At 45.4% G+C, this 17,549-nt stretch carries 13 protein-coding genes; 7 read left to right on the top strand and 6 right to left on the bottom strand.

Annotated elements, in window-relative coordinates:
• Positions 1-160: 160 nt before the first annotated feature.
• Positions 161-2,371 carry a carboxy terminal-processing peptidase gene (locus DVY93_RS07160; protein WP_230709989.1) on the bottom strand — a complete coding sequence of 737 codons (2,211 nt, stop codon included), beginning with the start codon at positions 2,369-2,371 and terminating at the stop codon, positions 161-163.
• Positions 2,372-2,861: 490 nt separating this feature from the next.
• Here DVY93_RS07160 and nagZ point away from each other — a divergent pair, with 490 nt between their 5' ends.
• Positions 2,862-3,947: a beta-N-acetylhexosaminidase gene (gene nagZ, locus DVY93_RS07155; RefSeq protein ID WP_230709988.1), complete on the top strand. Its 1,086-nt coding sequence runs from the start codon at positions 2,862-2,864 to the stop codon at positions 3,945-3,947.
• A gap of 144 nt (positions 3,948-4,091) precedes the next feature.
• Here nagZ and DVY93_RS07150 read toward each other — a convergent pair whose 3' ends face one another.
• Both DVY93_RS07150 and DVY93_RS07145 read right to left on the bottom strand, forming a co-directional pair.
• Positions 4,092-5,720, bottom strand: coding sequence for an OmpA family protein (locus tag DVY93_RS07150; RefSeq protein ID WP_230709987.1), 1,629 nt, complete (start codon positions 5,718-5,720; stop codon positions 4,092-4,094).
• 397 nt (positions 5,721-6,117) lie between these two features.
• Positions 6,118-7,695, bottom strand: a complete 1,578-nt coding sequence (locus DVY93_RS07145; RefSeq protein WP_230709985.1) for a hypothetical protein — start codon at positions 7,693-7,695, stop codon at positions 6,118-6,120.
• Between the two features lie 379 nt (positions 7,696-8,074).
• Between DVY93_RS07145 and DVY93_RS07140 the strand changes: the two genes are divergently transcribed.
• From DVY93_RS07140 to DVY93_RS07115, 6 genes are all read left to right on the top strand, one after another.
• Positions 8,075-8,683, top strand: a complete 609-nt coding sequence (locus tag DVY93_RS07140; protein ID WP_198334248.1) for a rhomboid family intramembrane serine protease — start codon at positions 8,075-8,077, stop codon at positions 8,681-8,683.
• A gap of 331 nt (positions 8,684-9,014) precedes the next feature.
• Positions 9,015-9,980, top strand: coding sequence for a metallophosphoesterase (locus DVY93_RS07135; protein ID WP_193006853.1), 966 nt, complete (start codon positions 9,015-9,017; stop codon positions 9,978-9,980).
• A 99-nt stretch (positions 9,981-10,079) separates the two neighbouring features.
• On the top strand, positions 10,080-10,652 hold the full coding sequence (gene purE / locus DVY93_RS07130) for a 5-(carboxyamino)imidazole ribonucleotide mutase (protein WP_226949570.1): 573 nt from the start codon (positions 10,080-10,082) through the stop codon (positions 10,650-10,652).
• 209 nt (positions 10,653-10,861) lie between these two features.
• On the top strand, positions 10,862-12,211 hold the full coding sequence (locus DVY93_RS07125; protein WP_230709982.1) for a 5-(carboxyamino)imidazole ribonucleotide synthase: 1,350 nt from the start codon (positions 10,862-10,864) through the stop codon (positions 12,209-12,211).
• Complete coding sequence (locus DVY93_RS07120) at positions 12,211-12,660, top strand: YaiI/YqxD family protein (protein ID WP_230709980.1); 450 nt, start codon at positions 12,211-12,213, stop codon at positions 12,658-12,660. The genes DVY93_RS07125 and DVY93_RS07120 overlap by 1 nt, the downstream gene beginning before the upstream one ends.
• Before the next feature lie 226 nt (positions 12,661-12,886).
• Positions 12,887-13,525, top strand: coding sequence for an NAD(P)H-binding protein (locus DVY93_RS07115; protein ID WP_230709978.1), 639 nt, complete (start codon positions 12,887-12,889; stop codon positions 13,523-13,525).
• A gap of 174 nt (positions 13,526-13,699) precedes the next feature.
• Here the strand turns inward: DVY93_RS07115 and epmA are convergent, their stop codons facing one another.
• The 3 genes from epmA to DVY93_RS07100 form a co-directional block, all read right to left on the bottom strand.
• On the bottom strand, positions 13,700-14,728 hold the full coding sequence (epmA, locus tag DVY93_RS07110) for an EF-P lysine aminoacylase EpmA (RefSeq protein WP_230709976.1): 1,029 nt from the start codon (positions 14,726-14,728) through the stop codon (positions 13,700-13,702).
• A 104-nt stretch (positions 14,729-14,832) separates the two neighbouring features.
• Entirely contained in the window at positions 14,833-15,960 is a 1,128-nt protein-coding gene (locus DVY93_RS07105) for a 4-phosphoerythronate dehydrogenase (RefSeq protein WP_230710027.1), read from the bottom strand.
• Positions 15,961-16,115: 155 nt separating this feature from the next.
• Complete coding sequence (locus tag DVY93_RS07100) at positions 16,116-17,243, bottom strand: AI-2E family transporter (protein WP_230709974.1); 1,128 nt, start codon at positions 17,241-17,243, stop codon at positions 16,116-16,118.
• Positions 17,244-17,549 lie beyond the last annotated feature (306 nt).

Genomic DNA, 17,549 nt, shown 5'->3' with positions numbered 1-17,549 from the left:
ACCAATCCCTAGTATCAATGAACCGTTTCGTTCAATCGTGCCGTACAGTTATAATCGCAGATTGACCTAGGGTTAGTAAGAGGTCTAAACGTCAATCCATGTAAGCATATGCTTACATGGACCTTAAATATAGATTCTAGGACACATAGCATTCATTTTTCTATAGCTTTTCTTCAGGACTAAGCAGCGCTTTGGGTTCAGCGCTAAGCATGAGATAAGCCGCTTCATTGATGAAGACTTCGTCCTCCGGCAATTCTGGGCGCTCAGCGGCTTTCATACGACTGCGCTCTTCAAATTTTGCATCCATCGCTGCTTGATAAACATTCCAATTCGAATACGGGCGTTCACCAGTGGCGATCAGACGCTTGTTTTCAGCTTCCAATGAACGCTTTTCAATCAGCTGCATCTTGGCTCGGCGGCTATTGATATCGAGTTTGATGGGCTTTTTCTCATCTTCCATATCACGGATATCATTTAGCGTCGACAAATAAACAAACTGGGGGTTTTGCTCTTGGCGAATTTTGGACTGTTGATTGAGCGTCGCTAGCGTATCAGCCGTGAACTTGCCTTCAGGCTTATAAGGTGCGGTTTTAATAGTATCCCACGGCAGCGCTTTTTTCTGCGCCCGCTCCCCAAAGGTTGCGTCATCATAGATATTGACCAACTCAACATCTGGCACCACGCCCTTATTCTGCGTACTACCACCCGTGACACGGTAGAATTTACGTTGCGTCAACGTAGCAGAACCGAGCGCCAAATTATCCAGCTGGATTTGGGCAGAGCCTTTACCAGTGGTGGTACTCCCAACCACCAATCCACGACCGTAGTCTTGAATAGCAGCGGCAAATATCTCACTAGCTGAGGCTGAGGCTAAGTTAGTGATGACGACCATCTTGCCATCATAAAGTTGCTCGCCGCCGTCATTGTCACGGTAGACTTGGACATTACCGCGATTGTCACGGATCTGCACCATCGGTCCACTCTTAATAAAGAAGCCCAGCATTTTGGCAACCTCATCTAGCGAGCCACCTGGATTATTACGTAGATCGACCACCAAACCATCAATATTTTCCTTATTCAACGCCTTCAACGCGTTTTCGGTATCGATACTGACGCTACGATACTCTTCGCCATTTCGGCGGGCGCGATAGTTCAAATAAAAACTTGGTATCTCAAGAACACCGATGCGTTTTGGTGTTTTATCAATGTTAGGACGCTGTACCTCTATGACGCGCTGAGAAACCCCAGATTCTTCTTGTTCAATAATATCACGAACCACCGTCACGTTACGGGCACTGGCGTCTGGTGTATTAGGCTGACGCACTTTGATGGTCACTGATGTCCCGCGTTTACCGCGAATCATACTAACGATCTCACGCGTTGACCAACCAACTACATCGGTCATGGTCTCGCCGTCTTTTGCGATACCGATAATCAAATCATTGGGCTTAATCTGACCAGATTTAGCGGCTGGACCACCATCTACTAGCGTGACGATACGAGTGTAATCTGGATTTTTACGGTCAGGACGAATAGAAACCCCAATCCCTTCTAACTGTAGACTAGATTGGATCTGCAATTCATTTGCCTGAATCGGCGCATAATAATTACTGTGTGGATCGTACGTTAGCATCGCGGTATTTAAGATAGTCTCCATGATTTCATCATCTTTGAGACGTTCGAACTGCGCTTGCTGCCGCGATAGACGGTTTTGTAAAATCTCACTTGGCGTACGTTGATCGTTGCGTACCAAATCCTGCCCACGCGTGATATCTGGATTGCTTAAAAACACTTTTTCTTTGGCTTTTTCGTCCTCTTGACCCAGCGTAATACTCATCAATTGAAATTTTAACTGACGTGTCCAATAGTCACGCTGCTCTTTTTTGGTCTTAAAATGATTAAGTTTTTCACGGTCGAGTATGATTGTCTCGTTGCCAGTCAAATCAAGATCCGTTTTTAGCATCTTGCTTGCCATTGTAAAATACTCATTTGAGCGTTTACGGTAGCGCTCATAGACTTCTACGCCTGCAGATAAATCGCCACGTTTGAGCCGAGCGCCAAAATCATCGGCATATTTTTTCTTAAACTCATCGACATCTGACTGCAAAAACAAGGTATGGTTTGGATCAAGACTATCAATATACATAGACAAGATCTCACTACCAGTTTTGCTGTCTAACGGCTGATTGAGGTAATGACTGCGATCTAATAAGGCAGCTACTTGACGGGTGGTGACTTTTTGTTCGGGTGTCTGTACGAACCCTTCCGTATTGGTTTCTGCTACGGCGGTGCCATAGCTTTGGGTAAGAATAATACCGGCGATGCCCACTGACGCTGCACTGAGTAACCACTGGGCTGGTTGTTTTTTCATCATATGTACCTAGTTATTTGAAGTTAATAATATTATGTGTTTTTGCTAAATGCTAAATGACCGAATCTATGGCGACTTATTAACACTATTTTTTATATACTTTGAGTGTTTTCTTATTTGCCATTATCTATCAAATATTTATTCAATTGTATTCTTTAAATTTTAGTCATAAGTGGCAATATTTTGTTAAAAATCAGTCAATAATATCATGGGTATAAACACTGAACTGTCTCAAACTGTATAAGCAATATTACACGCTACGCTGGCACATACCAAACATTCTGTCATATTTATTATGTCTACCTAGGTCGCTATCTTACTCACAGTAACAGTCATATTTTAGCCCACGACGTCGTCAGATTATGCGCCATTCATAATAGCTGTCATAATAAGGCACTCTTGATATGAGGCTAGAGAGATATCCTGCCGGCACTCTTATCAAGCAAACCTAACTTATAACACAATACAGCCAATACGTGAGGAGTACGCTATGTATGGCGTCTTAATGATAGATATCGATAGCACCGCCTTAACGCCTGAAGATGTGAGCTTGATCAAACAAGCCCAAGTCGGCGGTGTCATACTGTTTGCGCGTAACGTCACTAATGCCGCGCAAGTACGAACGCTGTGCGATGATATACGCTATCACAATCCTGATATATTAATTGGAGTCGACCAAGAAGGCGGCCGCGTCGCTCGGCTGCGTGAGGGCTTTACTTCCTTACCCGCGATGGGCAGGCTTGGTGATCTATTTAATCAAGACCCAAACCGGGCACTTAGCTGTGCTTATGACTGCGGCTATCTAATGGCGGCAGAGGTACTGGCTGTGGGCATTGACCTAAGCTTTGCCCCTGTGCTCGATAGAGGCGGCATTAGCCAAGTCATCGGCGATCGCAGCTTTCATCATGAGCCTCAGGCCATTACTGCTTTGGCAACCCAGTTTATGCGTGGTATGAAGGCTGCAGGCATGGCAACCACCGGTAAGCACTTCCCCGGTCATGGTGCGATTGCGCCTGATTCACATGTGTCAGAAGCCATTGATACACGCAGCTTAGATGAAATTATCAACACTGATATGCAGCCTTTTGCCCAGACGCTGCCATGGCTAGATGCACTCATGCCAGCGCACGTGATATTTTCGCAAGTAGATAATAAGCCTGCAGGGTTTTCTAAAATTTGGCTAAAAGACATCATTCGTGACAAGCTTGAGTTTGATGGCGTACTCTTTTCTGATGACTTATCGATGGCAGGAGCCAAAGCGGCAGGCAATGTCAGCGCCCGTGTAAAAGCGGCTATTGGGGCCGGTTGTGATATTGCACTGGTCTGTAATGATCGCGTCGCAGCCCATGAAGCAGCAGAAGCAGCACAAGAGTTGCCTTACCCTAATCAGGATCGGATTAAAACGATGTGCGGTAACATCCCCACATGGCAAGGTGATCTTGAGTCTACTTGTCAGCAGTTTGCTTATTGGCAACAGGCCAAAGACAACATCATGCAGACTTTCTTTGAGACGCAGTCTTCAGCTGATACTAGTGCTGCCCCCGATCAATCGTCAGACCCTACCCACTATAAGTAGCCATAGTAATATTTAAGTCGTGTTCAATTTTTATCAATCCCAGCGCATGATGTTTTATGTTGCCAAAATAAAAACCGCCTCTTTATCAGAAGCGGTTTTTTAACATTAGATATTCGTTCGTTATTTTATACAAATAATCGACTATTAGTTGGTAGGATCTAACTCAGTACCTTGAGTCGCGTCATCACCATCTGGTAATAGATCATCATTGTTACCATCAGTTGGATTTAAATCTGGATCTAATTCATCATCAGTCATGGTTATATCACCACTATCACCTGCAGTCACAGAGATACCTTCGTTACCCGTTACGGTAGAGTCATCATAAACGGTAAACTCAATACGGCGGTTACGGAAACGTCCTTGTGGAGTAGAGTTATCGGCAATTGGATCTGTCTCACCCAGACCTTTTGTGCTCAGTTTGCTAGGATCAGCACCTTGTGACACCATGTACTCTTTTACCGATTCGGCACGTTCACGTGATAGCTCCATGTTATAAGAGTCAGAAGCCAGTTTATCAGTATGGCCAATAATCATCAGCTCCATATCTGGTACTTCTTCCATAATTTGTACCGCACGGTCTAACAACGGCTTATTGACCTCAGGAATAAAGGCTTTATCTAGCTCAAAGTTGATAACCTGTAGACTTAAGGCGCGGGCAACATCACGTGGATCTGGATTTTCTCCAAGGTTGTTAAGCGCAAGCTCGGCTGCAGTCATGCTACTTTCAATCTCGTTGCGCAAGTCTAATGGGCCTTCTGCCATGACCGTCATAGACGGTACTGCTGCTCGCAAGTCATTGACCAATTGATCTAAAATATCGGCATCAGGTGAGTTAACAACAATTTCTTCACCTTTAATGATCATACTGGCATTTGGTACACTTCTGATGAGTTGTAGAATCTCAGGCAATTGTGCGGCTGCAGGCATATCAGCGGCAAAGCTATCATCCACGTCAGCGCGGCACTTGTCAGTTTCACCCGCGGCAAACGTGCTGGTTAATGCATTCATCACTGTGGTTTGCAGCGCAGCATCACCTACATTCATACGGCAAGCGTATAAAGTATTGTCTGCACCAGTGGCAATACGCAACGAAGCAGGTACAACATCCGCTGCCACCGCTACTTGCTCATCGCCTACATTTTCTTGCTCCTCAACTACAACTGGCGTCGCTACAGGCTCAGGGTCTTCTTGGCAACCACGCAGTAGGGCCCATGCAAGCGCACCTAAGATAATCAAACCAATAATAGGCAGTAGCGCTTTCATAAAGCTGCCCTGTTTTTCTTCTTCACGTACGAGTGGAGCCGTACTAACGGTATCGGAGATACGCTCACCAGCAGGGGCAGCGGCAACCATACCAGCGGGTAAGACAGTACCTGCCCACGCTGGAATGTGATGCTGATAACTAGAGAGATTGTCATTTAAAAACTGTGGTACTGGGGTATTACCTGCTAAGCTTTTGATTTCGTGAAAAGCAAGTGGTGCAGCCATCGCGATCAAGCCACGAGCTTCTGTCGTATCGACGTTATGCTTGCTGGCTAATTCACGCGAAATCTGATCGCGGTGTGAACCCTCTGTCCACACTCGATCATAAAACCCTTGGTCATCACGAGCGATATTTTCATTGGCGAAGCGACCATAAGTGTCTTTGTCAGCAAGGCGGGCGGCAAAAATAGCGTAAAACTGCTCAAGCAGATTTTGCTTAGCGGGATTACGATCATCGCCTAAGACGGCTGGCGTGACTGTCCGCGTTAAATGATTAATAATATCCATAATATAATTCCTCCATTAATACTTATTGGTATAATTTGATTAGTGAAAAATAAAAAAACAACGTAAAATTTTAATATCAAATTTTTTGATATACGATAAAACCATCACAGTTAACGCTGGCGATGGCTATATTCAACCATTGTTATTATAAAAGTCTTAAGCCCGAGTTCACAATCAACACGGTGTTGTACAAATGATACGTTAGGTAATGTTTCAGTTATGGCACGTAACCAAAAAAGCGTTCAGGTACAAGTCACTAACATATTAACAATAGGTAGCGACAGAAGGAGGGATAAATTATGGGAGCGTTGAGGTAGGTGATGGCTAACAATGAACCAGCTAAAACAAGCGGGCTATCCTATACCACTTGAGCACAGCCACTTATAACACTTAGTTTTTACCTCACTTGTGCAGGCTCAGCGACGATGATGGTGCTCGCCATGTCCTCCACTTCTGACTGTGAGATAGGGCCTGATGGTCTATCACTCGTTGGTACGTTGTTAGGGGTATTGCTCAGACCATTATTGTTACTATTAAAACCGCGGTTGCTGGGTGCCGGCGTAGGCCTCACACGATCGCCAGTATCGTCATCTGGTGCCTGATATTCTCCAGATTCGCCGCCGTTATAGTCACTACCATACTGACGGTTTGAGGTTGTCCGCTCATTTTCAAATTGATTGTTTTCACCATTCATGTCTGCGGTATCATTCATCGCCTCACCCTGATTGTTCTCAGGCAATGGTAGAGGCGCTGCGCTATCTACGGTCAGAGCTGGTGCTAAAGTCCGTACATCTGTGGCCAATCGCTGCAGCAACAGGCTATCTGGTGCTTCTAACGTGAGACGGTCATTTTGCAAATGCAGACGCGCAAATGGTGTGGCTCTCAGCAGGGTCAACACATTGGGCAACACCTCCACTGGTAAGTTGGCCAGACTATTTGCGACACCTTTTTGCACAGTCAGCTCACAAATACTCGCCTGCTCGCCAAAACTTGTGTTGAGCGCCTGTTGTAATGTACTTTGTAACGAGTCATCACCAACTATAGCGCTACAGGTATACAGACTGCCACTGTCGTCCACCCCAACGATTAACTCAACTGGCTGCGCTACTGGCGCAGGTGCCACAACCACAGGCGCTGGCTCAACAGGCTCTACTGGTGGTGGACTGTTAGGGCGGAAGTACAGCGCCCAAGCAGCCAGCCCAGTAGCCACAACGGCTACTAATAATAAAAGTATTCGTACCAGTAAATCGTTACGTTGATTACGGGTGCGTACTTTTTCGTGCTTCATGCTGATGTTTTCTGCCTGATGATGAGCCGATGGATTGGCGTGAAAGGCATCATTATTTGCTCCAAAGTGGGTCTCGGTGCTTTCTATACTAGCTCTTTCAACATCAGCATTTGCCAGATAAGCCGCTGTGGCGCTTTTGTCTGTCTCAGACTCGTGAAGCTCATTTAAAGAAGGGTCACGCACTGGTACGGTATTAGCGTCGCCTGTAACTTCTGAGTTTATGTCTGAAGCATAACTAACGCTGTGAGCAGCGGTAATAATAGGTGCCGACCATATCGGTAAATACGGACGCAAACTAGCCTGCTCTCCTTGTAAGAACGCAGGTAAAAACTGACCGTTGGCCAATATTGTGAGCTCTCGATAAGCCAATGGCGCGGCATTGAAGAGCAACTGTGCGGTCGTCTGTTCATCAATATGATAATTGGCTGCCAATTCTTGGATAATAACCTGCTGCAACCTTTGATCTGGCCACAACTGTTCCAATAGAGGGACATCTGTAGCAGTGGCAGTGCTAGTCACTTGGTTGGCACGCAGCAGCTGTGAGTAAACCTGTGGCAGTGCCAAACGCGCCGCTAAAATGGCGTAAAATTGCTCCAGTAAACTGACATAAGCCACACTATCTTGGTGATTACCCTCACCTAGCACGGCTGGAGTAACGCTTTTTTCTAATTGTTCAATAATACTCATCGTTGCCTGCCTCTTTTGTCCTTCATCATCCGCCTACGAAATTATGAAGGGTTCATTTTATTTGTTTTATTGCGCTTCCATGCTCTCGAGCATTACCCGCATTCATAACAACACTACCGTCAAGATACGAAGCATTACTCAACTGCTCTCATACCCTGCTATATTATTCACTGTAAAAGCATAAAAAAGCATCGTTTTGTCACATAATAAGTTTTTGCATTATGATAACTACTGTTAGTATGACTTTATTATTAACCGCTACCCCTTAATAATAAAGTCATTGGTCATATTCAGTTTCACTCAGCCGTAACGCTTAGGCGTTGAATATAGTCAGTTATAGCCATTTGTAACATATCAGGCACGGCCTAAGGATTTCCCTTTGTTAAACCATACGACCCTTATCATTATTATCACGGTTATTGTCAGCTTAGTGGCTTGGCAAAACAAGGCATTGTTTAATCGACTTATTTTTTATCCACCCGCCGTCAACAATGGCCAGTGGGATCGTTTTGTGACGCATGGCTTTATCCATGCCGATAGTATGCACCTGCTCTTTAATATGTTTACCTTGTACTTTTTTGGTCGTGCTATTGAAGGCCTGTATAAACCTTTTTTATTCGGTTATGGTTTTGTGGTTTTTTATGTGCTGGCGATTATCATCGCGATGATTCCAAGCTATATTAAGCATAAGAATACGGCCAGCTATTTGAGCCTTGGCGCCTCAGGCGGTGTCTCAGCCGTATTGTTTGCATTTATTTTGCTGGCTCCGTGGGAAAAAATCTACCTATTTGCAATTATTCCTATCCCAGCGATATTATTTGCAATCGCTTATGTCGCTTATAGTATCTACGCTGATAAACGTGGCGGCTCAAACATCAATCACATGGCACACATGTGGGGCGGCGCGTTTGGCGTTATAGCCACGATTATTTTAGAGCCACAAGTACTACCACACTTTATCAATGCCCTACTGTCGCCTGGTTTTTAGACGTAGATAAAGGATTTTGCTCAAACAGTAGCAACAGCAAATCAAAGCAGTAATAATGGCAATAGCGATAGTTTTAACAACAACTTCTTCAGTCCGTGCGAATATGTGAGTTCAGTATAAAAGCGATACCGTGGGACTGGATGAGTTTTTTACCGCCTCTGTCTGCGCAGGCACAGCATGCCAGAAAAATTTATACCAGTTCCACATCAGAATATGATGTCTCTGTTTTATTTAGAATTGACTATAGCTATCGATGTGGTGGCGTTACTTTACAGGTTGCGGACCTTTATACATTAAGATTTGATAAATAATTAAAATTTGATAAATAATTATGATTATAGATATTATCGGTGACATTCACGGTTATGCAGACAAGCTGGTAGGTCTACTACAGCAGTTGGGCTATCGTCATAACGGCCGTTACTTTGTGCCGCCCGTCGGTCATCGTGCGCTGTTTATTGGTGATTTAATCGACCGTGGGCCCCAGCAGCTAGCCACTTTGGAGATTGTTTTTGCCATGTTGGATGCCGACGTGGCTGATGCGGTGATGGGCAATCATGAATACAACGCATTGGCCTTTGCCACACTTGACCCTCACGATCCTAGCCAGTATTTGCGCTCGCACAGTGAGGTGCATGTGCGCCAACATGAAGCGTTTTTAGCCGAAATCCCTTTTGGTTCAGACAGCCATAAATACTGGCTACAGCGCTTTTACGAGATTCCTTTATGGATTGAGACTGACTACGCCTGCTTTGTGCATGCCTGCTGGGATATCGATAGCATGGCGGTACTAAAACCTTTGCTGACTGACGATAACTGTCTCACATCGCACGGATTGACAGTCACGGCCAAAGAGCATACCGTCCCGTTTGATGCGCTAGAGCGGGTCCTAAAAGGTGTCGAGACGCCCCTACCGAACGGTCTGGTGATGGTCGATAAAGAAGGCACGAAGCGCACACGCGTCAGGGTCCGCTGGTGGCTAGATGAGCTAAATACGCGCACACTGTACGAGGTGGCACGTGCGCCTATGTCCGCATTGGCCCAAATTCCAAGTGATGCGCTGGCAGAAAACATTGATTTTGCGCTAAAAACGCATAAGCCGGTGTTTGTCGGTCACTATTGGCTGACTGGCACGCCTGAGCCCCTTAGCCCGCAAGTCGCCTGTACCGATTATTCAGCAGCGGTAGACAGCGGTTACCTGACTTGTTATCAGCTTGATACTGAGCGGCCACTGCCCCTAAAAGCCAGTAACTTTATCCAATACAACCATGATGAAGACGCAGGTACAACACAATAAAAACAGCGCCATTCATAAAGCTTTGACAGTAAACCGCAAACTTGGCTTTACGAGGACCGCAAAACTTTTGTATGATGGGCTTTTTGAGGATATCAAAGCATGAGTACAACATCGGCTACCATGTCAGCGACCGTCAATTCTGTTGAGCAAAACGGACCTATCACCTCTCCTACGGGTCAACCAAAAGTTGGCATTATCATGGGCTCACAATCTGACTGGGCAACCATGAGCGCCGCTGCACAGTTGCTAGCAGACTTTGATATCGCCTTTGACTGTGAAGTGGTCTCAGCACACCGTACGCCTGATAGGTTGTTTGATTATGCCAAAAGCGCAAAAGATAATGGCTTACAAGTCATCATCGCTGGAGCAGGCGGTGCCGCCCATCTGCCTGGTATGTGTGCCAGTCAAACGCCACTGCCCGTCTTTGGTGTGCCGGTAAAATCCTCTATGCTGAGCGGTTGGGACAGCTTGCTATCTATCGTGCAGATGCCTAAAGGGGTGGCGGTTGGGACGTTAGCGATTGGTACGGCAGGTGCGTATAACGCTGCCCTTCTTGCCATTCAAGTCTTAGCCTTGCATGATGAAGCGATTGCTACTAAGCTAGATGACCTGCGTCAATCGCAAACCGACACCATTCTTGCTAGCCCAACACCCGGTATTATCAACCATTAATCAATACATTAATCAATAATAGTTATTGAGCATTTATCGCAAATACCGTTGATACCAACGATATGGATAGTCTTAACTTGATATTTGTTTTTAGATGGGTTCTACTTAATACAAGGTGCAGACAATGCACCTTTTCCTATTTTAATAGATTAATCTTTAGCGTTTAATATCCCAAAACCCTTACTCATTTTTAATTTAAAGAGCCTGCCATGACTACAGCAAACGCTTACCCTGTTACCCAAACCATTCGTACCATCGGTATTTTAGGCGGTGGTCAGCTTGGTATGATGCTTGCCGAAGCAGCCATGCCGTTAGGTTATCAGTGTGTGTTTTTAGAAGACAATGCTGACTGCCCTGCCAGCCTGTATGGACGCGTCTTTCACAGCGAGCAATTAGAAGCCTTTATTGCGGCAGCGGACGTCTTTACGCTAGAGTTTGAAAACACCCCAACCGCGACGGTCAAGCAGCTGACTGACTTGTCAAAAGCTGGGGATAAACACGGCATGTTTCCGCCACTGATCGCTCTTGATATCGCGCAAGATCGCTTAAAAGAAAAGCAGATGTTTAACGCGCTAGACATCGCCACTGTCCCCTTTAGGGAAGTCAGCTCTGAAGCGGAATTGCAGCAGGCTTGTCACGAGTTGGGGCTGCCGATCGTGTTAAAAACCAGCCGTGGCGGTTATGATGGGAAAGGTCAGTTTGTCATCAAGCAAGACAGCAATATCAAAACCGCTTGGCAGGATCTTAAAGATGCCGTTAGTGGTAAGGGCTCACTGACGCCAACGCCAGCCCCTTTGATTGCAGAAGGCTTTATCAACTTTAGCCGTGAGGTGTCTATTATCGCGGTCCGAGGACAAAACGGTCAGGTACGCTGTTATGATTTGGTCGAAAATCACCATCATCATGGGATTTTGGCCAAGACTCAAGCCCCCGCAGTGGGTACCAGTCACTTGTTTCAGCAAGCAACCAATGCAATAACCACAATTATGAATCATTTAGGCTACGTTGGTGTCATGGCGCTCGAGCTATTTGTGACCAAAGACGAGCGCGGTAATGATGTTTTGCTTGCCAATGAGATTGCCCCGCGCGTCCACAATTCTGGGCACTGGAGCATTGAAGGGGCGATCACCAGCCAGTTTGAAAACCACATTCGTGCCATCGTTGATTTACCACTGGGTGATACTGACAATGTCCATCCAGCGATTATGATCAATGTCTTGGGACAATATCCTGATATCAGCGCTGTGCTAAATATTGATGGGGCACATTACCATAGCTACCATAAGGGTGAACGTGACGATCGCAAAATTGCTCATATTACCTTGATGCCTAATGATGTGGCAGATTTAGACCCTGCTTTAGCCAAGCTCGTTGCTGTACTGCCCAATAAAGTTGGTCTGGATAAAAAATCAAGCCCTGTCGATAACAAGTCAGCAGCAGTCGATGCTCCTACTAACACTGAAACTAAAGCCGAAAAAACTTTAGACACAGATGTACTTGCTGAAGACCGTCAAACAGATAGTGCTGTAAATGCAACCGTCAATAAGGCTAAGAAATAATGCAGATTTGGGTGGATGCGGATTCAGTGCCATTGATTGCCAAAGACTTGATCATCAAAACTGCTGAGCGTACAAAGACCACAGCGATATTTGTCGCCAATCAGCCCATTAAACTGCGTAAGTCACCGCTGCTCGTGATGACAGTGGTGCCCTCAGGGTTTGATAAAGCCGATGATTACATCGTGGAGCAGATACAACCGGGCGATCTTGCCATCACCAGCGACATTCCTTTGGCCAATGATATTTTGGACAAGGACGGTATGGTACTGACGACACGCGGTATGGTCTACGATAAAAACAACATTAAACAAAAACTCAATATGCGCGATTTTATGGATACCATGCGCGGTACTGGTGTCCTAGAGCTGCAAGAAATGAGTGGCCAAAAACCTTATGGCGACCGTGATAAAAAGGCATTTGCCGATGGCTTAAACCGTTTGGTTCGTTAGCACTTATGATTGCAAGGTGACACCTATTACATCTACCCGCTCTTGTCTGCTACTTGCTTCTCTATTTCTGTCTTGCCTCCTTGCAAACGGTATACACTCTACAACCAAACACTATGTAATCGGCACGCATCATAACGAAGCGTGCCGCCTATTCTTGTTACGCTGTATTTAATTTATAGATCTACCATCTATATAAACGATCATACACATAACAATAGGAATAATTATGAAGGTTTTAGTCATTGGTGCAAGTGGTCGCGTGGGTTCTGATTTGGCAAAGCAGCTGTTAGCCGCAAACCATCAAGTCATTGGTACCACACGTCAGGAAGAAAAATTATTTGATGCGGACAATTACAGTCAATTGGATTTAGACATCACCGCTGGCAAAGACACCATCCAGAGCCAACTGGATCAAGACATCGATACGGTTTATTTCGTTGCTGGTTCTGGCGGCAAGGACGTATTGGAAGTGGATTTGCATGGGGCGGTTAAGACCATGCAAGCGGCACAAGACAAAGGCATCAAACGCTATATTATGCTTAGTGCCGTATTCTCATTGGACACCAGCAAATGGGACAACCCAGGTATAGCCGACCTCAAAGAATACTATATCTGTAAACATTATGCCGATCAGTGGTTGGTAAATAACAGTACGCTTGATTACACCATTGTGCAAGCAGGGGCGCTAAAAGAACGCTCAGGTACTGGTAAAATTGCCGTTAATGATGGTGACTCCGGTGAAAACTCGATTGAAGATGTCGCCACCACGTTAGCTGCTGTGCTAAATGCAAACAACACTATAAAGAAAGTCTTTAGTATGCATAACGGTGAAACAGCTATTGATGAGGCTCTCGCTAGCGTGTAAGTCTATTATTGATAAATAACAATTATCGTTAAATAAGTAAAAAAGGGTCGACTCTCGTTGGTAGCACCTCCGCTAGCCGATTGAGAATTGACCCTTTTTTCATGGGTTTTATTTAACCCCTACTCCTTTACTACACGACTAAAACTTCTGGCTTAAATACGAAAACCAACCCTCTTAAGCTAAGCCGCTCGGAAAACAAATGACCTCCTCCAAGCTGCTGGCACCTGTGATTACCATGAGCAATCTGTCTATCCCAACCGCAATCCCGCTACAAGGTATTAACTCATCAGAGGCGGTAATTAGATGCTCATCGATTGGCATTGGTGGGAGCTGATGACGCTCGCGCAGTTGGTTATCTTTTTCAAAGCGCTCCCTCAACGCTTGTCCATCTGCCAGTTCATCATAAGCATTGGCAATCTCAACACCCTTGATGTACAGCTCAAAACGCTTCGCAATCTCATTTCCCTCTTTATCAAGGGCGGTTTTTGCCAATGCGGCCGTAGCAGGCGGATACTCTACAATCAACGTTGGCAAATCGTGTCCCAGATTTGGCTCTACCGCGTGACTAAACAGCAAGTCCAACCAGCTTTGCCGGCGGTCTTGTTCGCTGTCTGTCGCACAACTTGCCTCGCTATTAAAATCAAACCCCAGTAACCCTTTGTCCTCTGCCACCGCTTGTAGCGCAGACAGGCTCGCTGTTAGCGGATGAATGCCCACAAAGTCCATAAACGCATCAACATAGCGATAGTGATTCATCACAATGGGATAGCCATACAGCACTTCTAGCAGTGCGCCAACCTCTGATGCCATATCTGCTAAACTATAATTTGGCTGATACCATTCCAGCATGGTAAATTCAATATTGTGCCTGATCCCTATTTCATTGTCTCGAAACACAGGACAAATCTGATAAATAGGCACCTGCCAGCTGGCCAACACACGCTTCATGGCAAACTCGGGTGACGTATGCAGATAATAAGTACGTGGCTTGTCTTGATAAGTGACTTGAGCGGCAACTGACTGCAAAAAAGTATCGGTATTACCGGCTTGTGACAACAGCGGCGTCTGCACCTCTAGCACGTGTCGCTCAATAAAAAACTGACGAATGCGGTTTATAAATTGCGCGCGCTGCTGCGCCATCGCCAGTGTCATGGTAGGTGCATAGCTCGGCTTATGGAAAAAAGAGTGGTTTGCTTGGCTCATGGTGATCTACTGCAACTGACGAATAATAGGGTGGTAAACTGAATTTCTACATTGTTTTTCTAAACGGTGCTTCTAAAACGCATCTTTAAGTTGTTTGCCCATTTTTACCGCTGCCATTCACGGCGTAAACGATAATCACGGCGCAGTTTGTCAAAGTCAGCGCCCCTTACTTGACCGTCAACTGCCTTACTTCTCAACGCTGCATCGTCTTGTTGGATATCATAAAACGTGACCAACCTCTCTGGATGCGTTTTTAATTCCGTCCATAAAAACGTATTGAGCGGTAATAGCGCCTGCATAGATTGCGCAGGTGTGACGGCTAACGTCTCACATAGGGCATCATAGATGATTTGTGTACCACGCAGCTTACCTTCTACCGTATAACCAGCAATGTGCGGGGTAGCAATAGCAAGCTTGGATAACAAATGCTCAGACACTTGCGGTTCATGCTCAAACACATCAAGTACCACTTGCCGCTCAGTACGTGCAATATCGGCTTCAAGGTCATTTGCATGAATGACAGGCCCTCGCGCGCTATTAATCAGCATCGTCTGCGCTGGCATCATGGCCAATGTCTTCGCATTGATCAGATGGCGCGTTGGATAATCGTTGCTGTCGCTCGCACCCTTAGCATCCGCTCTTTTATTATCCGTACTTTTTTTGTCCGTGAGTGGGACATGTAAGCTGACCACGTCACTTTTGCTAAGCACCTGCTCAAGGCTGGCATTATTGATATTTGAGGCTGGTAGCAATGGATCATAACCCAATACCTGCCAGCCCAAATCATTTGCATAATAAGCCAGCGTACTGCCAATATTTCCCAGCCCAATAATGCCAAGCGTGATGGATTGCTGCCAATACGGCGGGCGCAAGGTCAAAATAGCGGTCAATACATATTGTGCGACCGAGTGCTTGCTACAACCAGCCGCATTGGCAAAAGTAATGTTACGTGCAGTCAAGTAGTCCTGATCAACATGATCGGTACCGATGGTGGCAGAACCAACAAACTGCACACTCTCATTGTCAGCCAATAACGCCGCACCGACTGGGGTCACAGAGCGTATTAATAGGACATCAGGTTGCAAATCTGCGAGCAATTGCGCGTTGATATCACGTCCAGCAACGGTAACAATATTAACGCTGTGCTCAGATGTTTGCCCAAGCGTTGCGCCATTAAAAAACTCATCCAAGCTCGCGATATTGCTATCGGCCACAATCGTTATATTTTTAATAGTATCCATCCTGCCCTTCTTAGTACTTGCTTAACGTTTACTTAGTATTTCAAAATGACCGCTAGGGATCGTCTATAGAGATCCTTTTATTTTAAAATAACTGTCGTGCCTCTCTACATACTTACTCTGGCTGCATACTTACTCTGGCTGCACAGTTACTCTGGTTTATCAACTAGGGGAAGAGGCGGGCTAGCAGCTAGCCCCTCTTCTTGTGGTGCAAATATCTCATTTTTGTGATTTGAGATCCATTCACGCCATACCGCCAGTCCGATTGCCAGCACCACAGGGCCGATAAACAAACCAACGAAGCCAAAAGCAGTTAGACCACCCAATACACCGATAAAAATAATGATAAAAGGAATTTTGGTCGCCCCGCTAATCACAATAGGGCGAATGAGATTATCAACCCAACTAATCACTAAGGTGCCCCACAGCGCCAAACCAATCCCTTCGACCGTATGACCTTGACTTAACAACCAAATGGATACGCCGCCCCACACAAAGGGCGTGCCAAATGGTATCAAGGCAATGATAAAGGTGACAATGGTGAGCAAAATAGGACTTGGCGCACCAGCGAAATAGTAACCAACCCCTGCAAGCAGAGCCTGCGCCAATGCGGTCAAACCGATACCGTAAACCACCGCACGAGTGGTCGTACCCACAGAATCAATATAGCCATCAATACGATTGCCAATGATATTGCGTAACGCTTGACGGATTTGGCGAACCAAGCTGATGCCATCTCGATAGAAAAAGAACAGCGTCATCAAGGCCATACCAAGCTTGGCAAGACCACTAAACACCACATCAAAGGCTACTTTGCCATAATATAAATGTGACTGCACCCAAATCCGAAACGCTTCAAGCGTCCCCTCGGGGTTTTTATTGATTCTCCACAGCACGTCTTTCACTTGCTGTCCGATGATAGGCAGGTCTTTAATAGAGTCCGGCACATCTAAATAGCCAACTTTGATACGATAGATTAAGTTGCTGATTAGGCTCAACGCTTCTTGTTGTAAGATAAAGACGCCAATGACTAGCGGCACCCCTATAATTAAGGAGATACTCACCGTCATAATAGCCGCACTAAAACTAGGGCTCAGCTTTACTTTTTCATAAAAAAAGTTATAAATGGGAAAAGTCACATACGCTAAAATCGCCGCCCAGAGCGCCGGTACAATAAAAAACTGTACCACCTGAAAACACAATACGAACAACACGACCAATAAGGTAACGGCCAGCAAGCGCTGGATAATAAATTCTTTTGTCCAATTTTCAATCATAGCGTATAAACCAAGAGCAGACAGCAAAGCTCTATCATGACTTCGCTGGCAAGTTTATAAATGTGAGATGAATATCGACTTATAGACCATGCCCATAAACGGTATCCATTAGCGAGGGTGGTAAATCATTACTACATAGATAAAAATCTGCTTTGTGAGCGGCAACTCATAGGGCACGGTAACATATTTACCATCTATCATTCAGACTAAAAAAAGATTAAAAAAGCAGTTATCAGACCTCATTATGCAACAAAATAGGACAATTATATAACGCTATGTTGTAATCTTTACTTACAACTTTCTCTA

Origin of the sequence: Psychrobacter sp. CCUG 69069 (assembly GCF_021023115.1) — a bacterium.
Taxonomy (GTDB): Bacteria; Pseudomonadota; Gammaproteobacteria; order Pseudomonadales; family Moraxellaceae; genus Psychrobacter; species Psychrobacter namhaensis.
The sequence above is the reverse complement of the archived record's forward strand: the minus strand, read 5'-3'. Positions and strand labels throughout refer to the sequence as shown.

Bases quoted from the DNA above. Each gene is read 5' to 3' on its own strand.
- DVY93_RS07160 (WP_230709989.1), bottom strand. From the start codon at position 2,371: ATGAAAAAACAACCAGCCCAGTGGTTACTCAGTGCAGCGTCAGTGGGC.
- nagZ (WP_230709988.1), top strand. From the start codon at position 2,862: ATGTATGGCGTCTTAATGATAGATATCGATAGCACCGCCTTAACGCCT.
- DVY93_RS07150 (WP_230709987.1), bottom strand. From the start codon at position 5,720: ATGGATATTATTAATCATTTAACGCGGACAGTCACGCCAGCCGTCTTA.
- DVY93_RS07145 (WP_230709985.1), bottom strand. From the start codon at position 7,695: ATGAGTATTATTGAACAATTAGAAAAAAGCGTTACTCCAGCCGTGCTA.
- DVY93_RS07135 (WP_193006853.1), top strand. From the start codon at position 9,015: ATGATTATAGATATTATCGGTGACATTCACGGTTATGCAGACAAGCTG.
- purE (WP_226949570.1), top strand. From the start codon at position 10,080: ATGAGTACAACATCGGCTACCATGTCAGCGACCGTCAATTCTGTTGAG.
- DVY93_RS07125 (WP_230709982.1), top strand. From the start codon at position 10,862: ATGACTACAGCAAACGCTTACCCTGTTACCCAAACCATTCGTACCATC.
- DVY93_RS07120 (WP_230709980.1), top strand. From the start codon at position 12,211: ATGCAGATTTGGGTGGATGCGGATTCAGTGCCATTGATTGCCAAAGAC.
- DVY93_RS07115 (WP_230709978.1), top strand. From the start codon at position 12,887: ATGAAGGTTTTAGTCATTGGTGCAAGTGGTCGCGTGGGTTCTGATTTG.
- epmA (WP_230709976.1), bottom strand. From the start codon at position 14,728: ATGAGCCAAGCAAACCACTCTTTTTTCCATAAGCCGAGCTATGCACCT.
- DVY93_RS07100 (WP_230709974.1), bottom strand. From the start codon at position 17,243: ATGATTGAAAATTGGACAAAAGAATTTATTATCCAGCGCTTGCTGGCC.